General features: G+C 47.6%; 8 protein-coding genes. All 8 read left to right on the top strand.

Features of this window, described 5'->3' with window-relative positions:
* Window positions 1-29: 29 nt before the first annotated feature.
* Complete coding sequence (locus J2Z66_RS30485) at window positions 30-2,087, top strand: right-handed parallel beta-helix repeat-containing protein (protein WP_209976536.1); 2,058 nt, start codon at window positions 30-32, stop codon at window positions 2,085-2,087.
* A 35-nt stretch (window positions 2,088-2,122) separates the two neighbouring features.
* Window positions 2,123-3,973 carry a right-handed parallel beta-helix repeat-containing protein gene (locus J2Z66_RS30490; protein ID WP_209976537.1) on the top strand — a complete coding sequence of 617 codons (1,851 nt, stop codon included), beginning with the start codon at window positions 2,123-2,125 and terminating at the stop codon, window positions 3,971-3,973.
* A gap of 35 nt (window positions 3,974-4,008) precedes the next feature.
* Entirely contained in the window at window positions 4,009-5,940 is a 1,932-nt protein-coding gene (locus J2Z66_RS30495; RefSeq protein WP_209976538.1) for a right-handed parallel beta-helix repeat-containing protein, read from the top strand.
* Window positions 5,941-5,983: 43 nt separating this feature from the next.
* The gene (locus J2Z66_RS30500; protein WP_209976539.1) at window positions 5,984-8,656 is read left to right on the top strand and encodes a hypothetical protein; all 2,673 of its coding nucleotides are present in this window, start codon (window positions 5,984-5,986) and stop codon (window positions 8,654-8,656) included.
* A gap of 47 nt (window positions 8,657-8,703) precedes the next feature.
* Complete coding sequence (locus J2Z66_RS30505) at window positions 8,704-10,134, top strand: hypothetical protein (protein ID WP_209976540.1); 1,431 nt, start codon at window positions 8,704-8,706, stop codon at window positions 10,132-10,134.
* Between the two features lie 89 nt (window positions 10,135-10,223).
* Window positions 10,224-11,600 (top strand): ABC transporter substrate-binding protein, encoded by a 1,377-nt coding sequence (locus J2Z66_RS30510; protein WP_209976541.1) that lies wholly within the window; start codon window positions 10,224-10,226, stop codon window positions 11,598-11,600.
* Window positions 11,601-11,656: 56 nt separating this feature from the next.
* The gene (locus J2Z66_RS30515; RefSeq protein ID WP_209976542.1) at window positions 11,657-12,784 is read left to right on the top strand and encodes an ABC transporter ATP-binding protein; all 1,128 of its coding nucleotides are present in this window, start codon (window positions 11,657-11,659) and stop codon (window positions 12,782-12,784) included.
* Window positions 12,785-12,798: 14 nt separating this feature from the next.
* On the top strand, window positions 12,799-13,235 hold a 437-nt coding region (locus J2Z66_RS30520), incomplete at its 3' end, for a hypothetical protein (RefSeq protein WP_209976543.1).

The raw sequence follows: 13,235 nt of genomic DNA on the forward strand, positions 1-13,235 counted from the left end.
GAAAGTATCATATTAAAGGAGCTAAAAACATGAATAAGGAAAAGCAACAATCCAAGGCGAATACCAGTATCATTGATACGAAGATGAGTAGAAGGAAGTTATTAAGTGCAGCTGGTACAGCTATGGTCGCAGGAGCATTTTTAGGTGGCGCCAAGGCATTTACCCGTCAAATTGATGATGTAGTGGATAGCGCAAATGGAAAGGCTGTAGGCAATTTAGAAGAACTTGGAAGAGATTATCCAGGAATATTCGCAGAGTTTTCAGCAAAGTTGGCGGATATTGTAATCAATGTGAAGTCATTTGGTGCAACAGGTAATGGAGTAGCGGATGATACCCATGCAATCCGTGCTGCTATTGAAGCCATAAAAACCACAGGCGGTACTGTGTTTTTTCCAAGAGGCACCTATAGATGCAGGGCTATTGTAGTACCAGCCAATATTACAATTATAGGGAATCATGCAGTTATTAAAGCTAAAGATGTATTTTATACAAAAACAACTAGCGCTGCATCTGTGAACGGTACAAGTGTTACTGTACAGAATTCGTCTGGTGTAAATGTAGGCGATGTCATCTCTTTGAAAAGTGATGTAACGGATCTGATCGTTGTAACAGGCAAGACAGGGAATACGATTCAAATAAAGCCTATGAGGATTTTTAAGGGAATTGCAGAGACACATACAGGATTTAAATATAACCATGCTTCCGGTTCGGATTTTATGGTGTTGCCTCAAATCTTTTGGGTTACTCAAGGATTAACGACAGATAGCGATAGTTTGGACAGTAACCCTAAAACAGGCGGAGTTGAAAACGTAACCTTTAGAGGGATAAAGTTCGTTGGGTCCAAGAACAGCCATGATTATAGCAAGTATACCATATATGATTTGATTGCGGGTGGAGCTATATTCTTTTATAGGACCACAAATTGCAATGTATCCGATTGTATATTTGAGGACACATATAGTACATCTGTTGTTTATTACGGGTGGAATACAAATTTTGAGTTTAGCTCTAACATATGCAGGAATGTGGGCTATGTCCTCCCGACTAGCGTATCACCACAAGAGCGGGATGGCACGAGCGGGATCACTCTGCATTGGGATCAGCGCTATGAAACGCAAACCAGTCCGCATGTTTCCGACTCGTATGTGATCGAGAACAATACGTTCAATCATTGCTGGAACGGCGGCGTATTTGCTTCTGCAACGAACAACGGATTGATCCTGAACAATGATGTCAACGACTTTGTTTCTCATGGTATATGTGTGTATGGCGGGGATTTGGGGATAGACAGCTCGGCCGTTATCGTTGCCAACAATACGATCAGGAACGGAAGAAACACTGGCGATCCTCTAGGTTACGGCATCGGCATTTGGCTGTCGATTATTAGTAAAAGCTGCAGCGCGACTCATAACTTTATTGACAATTGTGAAAAAGGCATTGTGCTAAATGGGGTGAGTAATACCAATATAGCCAACAATATGGTTTCGAATTGTACGACCAGCTTTATCGAATTTACGCTTCGAAATGTGAGTGTGAACGTCAGCGACAACATTTTTCTACTGGAGTACGGGTACATAGACAGTAAAGCGGGATCGTGCATCGTTCTTTTAGACAGCTCGGAAAGCGCATACGACAATGCCAATATTGTCATTCAAAGCAATCTATATTCCTTGTCTCCAAGCGCGTTCAAAGGTTCGTATGTTACACGTATAATTAAAAGCAACGATACGCTCTTTATGGACGAGAAGGGACAAGCGGCCGTTCCTTTTGTCTTGATCAGTGACGTGACCTCGGCCAAAAAACCGAAAATGATGCATTGCGATTTCACAGGCATGGCCGGCAGCGGAGTTGCCGCAGGTCAGGCGTGGCTGTTGAATTGTCTGGAGACAGACGGGACGGTAAGGACGGTTTTGGATACAGTGGTTATGACGTACAATGACAAGGAAGTGGCCGTTGTGAGCAGCGGTGCCACGGGTGCCCGTCCGACAGGCGTGCCGGTAGGCTATTCTTATTTCGATACGACCTTGGACAAACCTGTCTGGTGGAGCGGAGCGAATTGGAAGGATAGCTCTGGTGCTATCGTGTAATCGTATTCTTTAAAAGATAAAAGGAGCTAAAGGACATGTCTAAGGAAAGGCAACAATCCGTGGCGGATCATGCAGCAAATGTGAAGTCATTTGGTGCAACCGGTGATGGAGTAGCGGATGATACCCATGCAATCCGGGCTGCTATAGAATCCATAAGAGCCACAGGAGGTACATTGTTTTTTCCAAGAGGTACCTATAGATGCAGGGCTATTGTAGTACCATCCAATATTACTATTACAGGGAATCATGCAGTTATTAAAGCCAAAGATGTTTTTTACACAAAAACAACTAGCGCTGTATCTGTGAACGGTACAAGTGTAACTGTACAGAACCCGAATGGTGTACATGTAGGCGATGTTATCTCTTTAAAAAGTAATGAATCGGAGTTGTTGGTTGTAACAGGCAAAACAGGGAATACGATTCAAATAAAGCCTATGAGGATTTTCAAGGGAATTGCAGAGACACATACAGGATTTAAATATGACCATGCTTCCGGCTCAGATTTTGTTGTATTCTCTCAAATCTTTTGGGTTACTCAAGGGTTAACGACAGATAGCGATCATTCGGACAATATCCCCAAAACAGGCGGAGTTGAAAACGTAACCTTTAAAGGGATAACGTTCGTTGGGTCCAAGAACAGCCATGATTATAGCAAGTATTCCGTATATGATTTGGTTGCGAGTGGAGTTATACACTTTTATAGGAGCACAAATTGTAATGTATCCAATTGTATATTTGAGGATACGTACAGTACAACTGTTGTATATTACGGGTGGAATACAAATTTCGAGTTTAGCTCTAATACATGCAGGAATGTGGGTTATGTCCTCCCGACTAGCGTATCGCCGCAAGAGCGGGACGGCACAAGCGGAATCACTCTGCATTGGGATATGCGCTATGGTACGCTAAACAGTCCGCATGTTTCCGACTCGTATGTGATCGAGAACAATACATTCAATCATTGCTGGAACGGCGGCGTATTTGCTTCTGCAACGAACAACGGGTCGATTCTGAACAATGATGTCGACGAGTTTGTTTCTCATGGTATGTGTGTGTATGGCGGGGATTTGGGGATAGGCAGCTCGGCCGTTATCGTAGCCAACAATACGATCAGGAACGGAAGAAACGTTGGCGAACCGCTCGGTTACGGCATGGGCATTTGGCTGTCGATTATTAGTAAAAGCTGCAGTGCAGCTCATAACTTTGTTGACAATTGTGAAAAAGGCATCGTTCTAAATGGAGTTAGGAATACAAATATTTCCAATAATATCGTTTCGAATTGTACGACCAGCTTTATTGAATTTACGCTTTCAAATAGGAACGTGAACGTCTGTGACAACATTTTTCTACTGGAGAACGGGTACACAGACAGTAAAGAGGGATCCTGCGTCATTCTTTTAGACAGCTCGGAAAGCATAAACGATAATGCCAACGTTGTCATTCAAAGCAATCTTTATTCCTGCTCCAGCTCCTTCAAGGGCTCGTATATTACACGTGTAATTGAAGGCAATGACACTCTTTTTATGAATGAAAGAGGGCAGGCGTTTGTTCCTTTTGCCTCGATCAGCGACGAGATTTCAGCCAAAAAACCGAAAATGATGCATTGCGATTTCACGGGCATGGCCGGCAGCGGAGTTGCCGCAGGTCAGGCGTGGCTGCTGCATTGTCTGGAGGCAGACGGGATGGTAAGGACGTTTATGGATACAGCTTTAGATACAGCGGCTATAACGTACAATGACAAGGAAGCAGCCGTTGTGAGCAGCGGGAGCACAGGAGCCCGCCCGACAGGTGTGCCGGTTGGCTATTTTTATTTCGATACGACCTTGAGCAAGCCTGTCTGGTGGAGTGGAGCGAATTGGAGCGATAGCTCTGGCGCTGCTGTGTAATCGTATTCTTTTTCAGGTAAAAGGAGCTAAAGGGCATGTCTAAGGAAAAGCAAGAATCCGTGGCGAATAATGGGAAAGCTGCAGGCATTCAGAAAAATGTGGAGAGTATGCAAGGATATGCTCAAGAGCTTTCGGCAACGCTGACGGATCATGCAGCAAATGTCAAGTCATTTGGTGCAGCCGGTGATGGCGTAGCGGATGATACCCATTCTGTCCGGGCTGCTATAGAATCCATAAGAGCTACAGGTGGCACTGTGTTTTTTCCAAGAGGCACCTATAGATGCAGGGCTATTGTAGTACCGGCCAATATTACGATTATAGGGAATCATGCAGTTATTAAAGCCAAAGATGTATGTTATACAAAAACAACTAGTGCTGTATCTGTGAAAGGTACAAGTGTAACTGTACAGAATCCGAATGGTATACATGTAGGCGATGTTATTTCTGTAAAAAGTAATGAATTGGAGTTATTGGTTGTTACAGGAAAGACAGAGAATACGCTTCAAATAAAGCCTATGAGGATTTTCAAGGAAATCGGAGGGACACATACAGGTTTTAAATATGACCATGCTTCCGGCTCCGATTTTATTGTGTTGTCTCAAATCTTTTGGGTTACACAAGGATTAACGACAGATAGCGATGTTTTGGACAGTATCCCCAAAACAGGTGGAGTTGAGAACGTAACCTTTAAAGGGATAACGTTCGTTGGGTCCAAAAACAGCCATGATTATAGCAAGTTTACCGTATATGAATTGGTTGCGAGTGGAGCTATATTCTTTTATAGAACGACAAATTGTAATGTATCCGATTGTATATTTGAGGATACGTACAGTACTACTGTTGTTTATTACGGGTGGAATACAAATTTTGAGTTTAGCTCTAATACATGCAGGAATGTGGGCTATGTCATCCCGACTCACGTATCACCTCAAGAGCGGGACAGTACAAGCGGGATCACTCTGCATTGGGATATGCGCTATGACACGCAAACAAGTCCGCATGTTTCCGACTCGTATGTGATCGAGAACAATACATTCAATCATTGCTGGAACGGTGGCGTATTTGCTTCTGCAACGAACAACGGATCGATCCTGAACAATGATGTCAACGGCTTTGTTTCTCACGGTATTTGTGTGTATGGCGGGGATTTGGGGATAGACAGCTCGGCTGTTATCGTTGCCAACAATACGATCAGGAACGGAAGAAACGTTGGCGAACCGCTCGGTTACGGCATGGGCATTTGGCTGTCGATTATTAGTAAAAGCTGCAGTGCGGCTCATAACTTTGTTGACAATTGTGAAAAAGGCATCGTTCTAAATGGAGTTAGGAATACAAATATTTCCAATAATATCGTTTCGAATTGTACGACCAGCTTTATTGAATTTACGCTTTCAAATAGGAACGTGAACGTCTGTGACAACATTTTTCTACTGGAGAACGGGTACACAGACAGTAAAGAGGGATCCTGCGTCATTCTTTTAGACAGCTCGGAAAGCGTAAACGATAATGCCAACGTTGTCATTCAAAGCAATCTTTATTCCTGCTCCAGCTCATTCAAGGGCTCGTATATTACGCGTGTAATTGAAGGCAACGACACTCTTTTTATGAATGAAAGAGGGCAGGCGTTTGTCCCTTTTGCCTCGATCAGCGACGAGATTTCGGCCAAAAAACCGAAAATGATGTATTGCGATTTCACGGGCATGGCCGGCAGCGGAGTTGCCGCAGGTCAGGCGTGGCTGCTGAATTGTCTGGAGGCAGACGGGATGGTAAGGACGGTTATGGATACAGCTTTGGATACAGCGGCTATAGCGTACAATGACAAGGAAGCGGCCGTTGTGAGCAGCGGAAGCACGGGAGCCCGCCCAACAGGTGTGCCGGTCGGTTATTTTTATTTCGATACGACCTTGAGCAAGCCTATCTGGTGGAGCGGAGCGAATTGGAGCGATAGCTCCGGCGCTGCCGTGTAATCATTGTCCTTTTATTACAGTTTTGATTACTAGGAGGATTCTTATGCTTGACCTATTCCGGAGTAACCAAGGACAAAAGGCGCTTGAATATGCTCATTTCCCAACACCGATGCAAGCGATCGTGTGGCGGAATTGGGGCATGGTGCCGGTCGAACGAATCGCGAAGCTGCTGCAGACCGGGCCAGCTCAGGTGGTCGAGCTTGCTGAAGGGATGGGCTTGACCGCATCCCCGGAGGTGGACCCGTTATGGCTGTCACGCGGTTATATTACCCTTATCCGTGCTAACTGGCATTTGCTCACGTATGAGCAGCTGCTTGTGCTGCTGGATTGGACGGACGATCAGCTTGCATTCGCCCTGAAGGAAGACGATTTCCTTTGGATCAAGCTGGGATCGCTGAAGCCGGCGAGAGAGGCCGTCTATTATCGGCCGCTAACCAGTGAAGAAAAGGAACAGACGGAACAGCTTCGGCGGGAGATCGCCTGGCATTTTCCCGAGGATGCTTATCCGGTTCTGGAGCAACCCTTCGACTTTCTGAAGCAATTTGCGGCAGGTGAGAATTCCGATAGAAAGATTTTTGCAATGGATAGCGCAAAAGCCATGGCCGAAGGTGATGAGGCTAGTGTACGGCTGGACTCTGGCTGGTGCGTACGTTATCCGGCAGGCAGCAAGCATGTACGGGCTTTCGCCGATCGTTTCATACAGCGCATGAAACAGCGGTGGGGGATCGAAATGACCGCTAGCGAGCTTGATCCGGAAAAGGCGGATGATGGTACGGAACCCAATACGGTTCAACTTGTCATCAAGACGAATGACAGCTTGCTTTCGGAAAGCCATGCGATCGGGGTGTCTGCCCACGCCGTGACGATTCAGGCGGTAGATGAACCAGGCCTGCTTAGGGGCTTGCAGTGGATAACCAAGTGCATGGAAGGGCGCGGAGGACCACTGCTCGAGCGAGGGCACACGCAGCGTAAGACGAAGATGGATCTGCGCTTTATTTATTCTTATTTTGCGGTGTTCGGTGACCCGTTGATCGATCCGGAGGTAGATCCGTATCCGGACGCCTTGTTGGAATCGTTGTCCGAGCTTGGGGTGAATGGCGTATGGCTGCATGCAGTTCTGTATAACTTGATTCCTTGGGATGCAGCACCCGAGCTGTCAGTCCATTGGGAAAAGCGGCTGGACGGCCTGCGCAGACTAACCGAGCGTGCGGCCGAGTACGGCATCGGCGTCTATCTGTATTTCAACGAACCGCGCGAGATGCCACTTTCTTTCTTCAAGCGTTACCCACAGTGGAAGGGGCATTCTCATGATGGTATACACGCCGTACTTTGCACATCGCATCCCGACATTCAGCACTATCTCCGCAGCGCCACCGCGAGGTTATTCACCGAGGTTCCAGAGCTGGCGGGATTGTTTACCATTACGAAATCGGAAAACGTAACCCACTGTTACTCGCATGCGGAGCGTGAAACGACGACATGCGACCGCTGCCGCGAAAGGGAGCCGATGGAGGTCGTCACCGAGTTGAATCGCTGCATCGCCGAGGGGGCATTCAGCGCTAAGCCGGACGCGAAGCTGATATGCTACACCTGGGCTTGGACCAAATTCGAGAGAGAAACGCTTATCGAGGGCATTCGCAATCTTCCGGATGGCATGCGTGTTATGTGCGTAAGTGAAGAGCTGATGCCGACACATGTGGCGGATACGGAAGGCAGCGTGCGGGATTACTCGATTTCCATCGTCGGCCCGGGGGAAAGATCGCAAATCAGCTGGGAAGCGGCAGCGGAGCGCGGACTTCAGACGGTCGCGAAGGTGCAATTCAACAATTCGTGGGAATGCTCTGCCGTTCCTTACTTGCCCGTATTGGATTTGATCGAGGAGCATCTGAAGCGTTTGCTGGAGTCTGGCGTTACGGGGCTGATGTTAAGCTGGACGCTGGGAGGGTACCCGTCTCCCAACCTCGAACTGGCTTCCGAATATTACTGGGAAACGTCCACTCTCGATTCAATGGGTCCGAACGACACTATAGGATTTGCACCTTCCGCCAAAACGGAGCTGCTCAAGCGTAAATTCGGCGATGCGGCAGAGCCGGTCGAAAGGGCGATCTATCAATTGAGCGAAGCCTTTCGGCAGTTTCCTTTTCATATCACAACGATCTATGCAGGACCGCAAAATTCGGGACCGGTCAATTTACTCTACCTTTCACCGACGGGGTTCAAAGCTACGATGGTAGGCTTTCCTTACGACGACCTGAATACCTGGAGAAGCATCTATACGGCCGAGCGGTTCGAGAAGCAGTTTCATCTACTGGCACAACAGTGGAAGGAGGGTTTGGACTTACTGGTGGAGGCGGAGATATCCGTGTCGCCTGGAAGCCAGAAAGCGTATACGGAGCTTCTCCATATGGCAATGGGCGCTTATTATCATTTTCACAGTACCGCTAATCAAGTGTCATTCGTAAGGGTTAGGGATCTATGGCTTCAGGAGCAGGACGAAAAGACGCAGCATAAGCTGCGGAGCCGTCTGGCAGATCTTGTAGAGGAAGAACTGGAAGTGGCCAAATCGTTATATACGCTCGTAAGCAGAGACTCGCGTATCGGCTACGAAGCATCGAACCACTATTATTACAGGCGCCAGGATATTCAGGAGAAAGTGCTTAATTGTCTGCATATCAAGAGGCAGCTTGCAGAAGAATCGTCGGAGATTTATGTTTAAGGGCTTTAACATCTAGTGTGAAACTCGTCAAGAAGGAGAGTCAGACCATGACTGACGCCATATGGATCGGAAACCGCCGTGAGTTGTTCTGGGACGAATATTTGATTGAGAAGGGAAAGACGACTGCAGTCCGGCAGCTGAACAAGCTTCAGCCGAAGGAAGTCGCGATCCATCACAACGCTCCATGGGAAGGCGACGGATGTAACTATCATTGCATCGTGAAGGACGATGGCTTGTATCGGATGTATTATCTGGGCTGGGAGATGCTGGATCCGGATGTAACGCGGCATGATCTGGAGGAGATCGCCGTATGCTATGCGGAGAGCGAGAACGGCAAGGATTGGATCAAGCCGAACTTGGGCATCTGCGAATACGGGGGCTTTTGGGACAACAATATCATTCTCGATTCGAATACGGCCAAGTTTGACAACTTTTATGTGTTCAAGGATTCGAAGCCCGACTGCCCCGGGGAGGAACGCTATAAAGCGACTGCGATAGACTGGAATGACAATTATTTATGGTGCTACACCAGCTCTGACGGGATAAAATTCCAAAAATCGTGGCGGATGACGAATCAGGGCAAGTTCGATTCGCTGAACGTTGCATTCTGGGATGGCCTGGCAAAAAAGTACAGATGCTATATTCGCGATTTTCATGATATTCCGGGCAATGACTGGAACGCAGGCATCCGGGACATCCGCTGGATGGAATCAGACGATTTTAGACAATGGACGAAGCCGGAGCGGCTTTATTTTGGTGAGGGCGAGGACTACCCGCTCTATACGAATGCCGTTCAGCCGTATGATCGGGCTCCGCATCTCTTGGTCGGCTTTCCTTCCCGCTATGTGGAAAAGAAAGCGTGGACGCCGAATTTTGACGATTTTGCCGGAGCGCAAAGCCGTGAAAAAAGGATGTGCGTGCATCCGCGATACGGACTGACCATTACGGATTGCCTATTCATGAGTTCCCGCGACGGGCGCAGTTGGAATCGCTGGGACGAGGCGTTTATGACACCGGGATTGGAGCATTTGTACAACTGGGTGTACGGTGATTGCTTTCCTGCTGTCGGAATGATCGAGACCGTAAACGATCTTCCCTATGCTCCAAATGAGCTTTCCATGTATGCTAAAGAAGGACATTGGTCGCAGCAACCAGCGAAATTGAGGCGCTATACGATAAGGATAGACGGGTTTGTGTCATACAGAGCGACGTATAAGCCTTGTCAAATAACGACCAAGCCGTTCCTCTATGAAGGCGGCCGGCTGTCGGTCAACTTCGCTACTTCTGCAAGAGGTTATATGAAAGTTAAGCTTGTTTCGGGGGAGCGGACGTTAAACTCAATCGAGTTGTTTGGAGACTCTCTTGACAAGACGGTTGTTTTTACCGATGGAGACCCTTCTTCCTTATCAGGAAAACCGGTCACGATGGAAATAACGATGAGCGATGCGGAGCTTTATTCTTTCCAATTTAATGAATAGGTGAGGCCGGAATGTGGTTAATTACTCACTCGCAAACTAACATTTGGTTAGACCATATTATCATTTTATAATCAGGAGGGGTTATGGATATGTTTAAAAAGTTGGGGCGCTATATCCTTGCAAGTGTATTGACAGTCTCTTTGTTGGCAGCATGCAGCGGAAAATCGGGTGTCGAACCGGTGAATACCGAATCGCCGAAACCGCAAGAATCAACTAAACCACAAGAATCAACCAAACCGCAAGAGCCTGTAGAAATCACCATTATGCATTACAACGGAGTGTGGAGTGAAGAGCAGACTGCGCAAGTGTTTGCAGAACCGATTATGAAAAAATATCCGAATATCAAAGTCAAGGCTATCGGCTTCAAGGGCAAGCCAGTGGATGAGGAGCTGGCGGAGCTGGCCGTTACCGGCAATTTGCCGGATTTGATTATGACTACCGCGGGTCTCGGATTCGATACGACGATTCGCCAATATAAAGGCGAGTATGACTTGTCGCCGCTTATTCAACAATATAACTATGACTTGGATCAGCTGGACCCTGCGGCTCTGCAAGTCGTCCGAAACTTGTCGACCAATAAGGAGCTTTACAGCCTTCCGATCTACATGTCGCCCAATACGCTCTATTACAACAAGGCGATCTTCGAAAAATTCGGCGTCGCTTTCCCAAAGGAAAGTATGACATGGGACGATGTGTACGACTTGACCAAAAAGCTGACGCGCAAAGAAAACGACGTGCAATACCGCGGATTAATGATTTCGGGCTTTCATTTGATGAGACTGAATCAAGTATCGCAAAAAATGTTCGACAGCACGGGGGAGAAAGTCGCGTTCGATACGCCGGAATATAAAAACTACCTGAAAGATATTTTCCGCATCTACGATCTTCCCGGCTATGATATGGATCAAGTGGGCCAAGGTGCCAACCTGGATCTGTTCTTAAAAGATCAAACCGTCGCCATGCTCGATGCGGGTATGCTACTTGACGAGCAGGCTCTCGCCGACCTCGGAGATCAATGGGATTTCACTTCTTTCCCCTCGTTGAAAGACAAAGCAGGTGTCGGCTACCAACCGTATCCGTTCGTTATTTCGATGTTCAATTCCAGCAAGCACAAGGAAGAGGCTTTTCAAGCGATGGCTTACTTAACCTCAGCCGAGTTTCAGACCGAAGCAACCAAACAAGGAAAGCTGCTGCCCGTGCTTAAGGATAAATCGATAGTAGCGTCATTCGGACAGGATTCCGCTTTCTATAAAGGCAAAAATGTCGGCGCGTTGCTGCCCAAGCAGTTCTCGCCGGTTCCGGATGAGCCGAGTTCCGAGTATACAGGCATTGCCCAGACTGAACTAATGAACATTTTTGTTTCAGCCGTTCACGGTAGAATGGAATTGAACACGGCATTCCGTGAAGCTACCGAGAGGGCCAACAAACAAATCCAAGAGATGAAAGCGGCCAAAGGCACCCAATAGTGATGGGCCTAAACCAATTTTCTTAGCCGAAATGTTGAAGGAGGGGAACAGGCCCCGTGTCCCGGATATTGTTCGATCACGTCTATAAACAGTACGGCAAGGTCAAGCAAAATGTCGTGAAAGATTTTAATCTGGAAATTAAAGATAAAGAGTTTGTCGTGTTTGTTGGCCCTTCCGGCTGCGGCAAATCGACCACACTCCGTATGCTGGCTGGCCTTGAGGACATCAGCAAGGGCGGGATTTATATCAATGACGTGCTCGTCAACGACCTGCCACCGAAGGACCGCGATATCGCAATGGTATTTCAAAACTACGCGCTATACCCGAACATGTCCGTTTATGAGAACATCGCTTTCGGATTACGGTTGCGCAAGATGCCTAAGCATGAAATTGATCTCGCAGTCAAAAGGGCCGCACGCATACTGGAAATCGAGCCGTATCTGGAACGCAAACCAAGGCAAATGTCCGGCGGACAACGTCAGCGTGTAGCTCTTGGACGCGCAATCGTCCGTAATCCTCAAGTGTTTCTGCTGGATGAGCCGCTTTCCAATTTGGACGCCAAGCTGCGGGTGCAGATGCGCTCCGAATTGATCCGGCTGCATAAACAGCTTGAAGTAACAACGATATACGTTACCCATGATCAGACCGAAGCAATGACAATGGCGAGCCGGATCGTCGTCATGAAGGACGGCATCATACAGCAGATTGCCACGCCCGAAGAAATTTACAACAATCCGTCCAATACGTTCGTAGCCAGCTTTATAGGGTCACCGCCGATGAACTTTATTGAAGGAAAACTGGAAGAACACGGTGATAAGCTGGAATTCCATACGAGGAAGTTTTCTTTGGAAATCCCTATAGGCATTGCGAAGGGGCTCATGGATAAGCGGCTTGTTGGCAAAGCGGTAACACTTGGCGTTCGCCCTGAGAATATAAGCGTTGACCAACTCGTTTTCGAGGCGTTTCCAGGCGCACTCATAACCGGCATTCACAAATTCGACGAATTGATGGGGGCGGACCGGTTCCTTTATCTGGATATCGGAGGGCCCAGCCTTCTAGTTGTCCGTACGAACCCACGCAATCATTACGATGATGAAATGAAAATTTCCGTAGTCATTGACATGCACAAAACATTATTTTTTGATCGGGACAGCGGAGAACGGTTAAGCGACACGTACAGATGAAAGGAGGACCTTCATTGCAAAGTCGCTCCAAAAACAAATTAATATGCACAGCTCTTGCGCTCACTATCTTCATACTTGTTGGCTCAGTTATTGACACCCCTTCCCTTGAAAAAGGGGTGTACGCCTCCGGTACTTTCTCTGCTGAGAACGTCGCTGCTTCATCGAATGCCCCAGACGCAAGCGCGAACAGCTTGCCTATGGATAGCGATCCGTTCTATGCCGAAGTTTATTCGGACTGGATCCATAAGGGCTATGAGAACGCCTCCGACACGTATCGAATACATGGAGCCGATATGTATTCCCAGTCTCCGCAGCAATTGGCTGAGCCCGGCGACTTCCAGGGAAAAGAGCGTGTGCTGATCTGGAAGAACGACCGCGACAGCTGGATCGAGTACAAAGTGAAAGTGGATCAAGCAGGCTTATTCCAGTTGAATTTGCAGTACTATCCATA

This window comes from Paenibacillus eucommiae (assembly GCF_017874215.1).
Taxonomy (GTDB): Bacteria; Bacillota; Bacilli; order Paenibacillales; family NBRC-103111; genus Paenibacillus_AI; species Paenibacillus_AI eucommiae.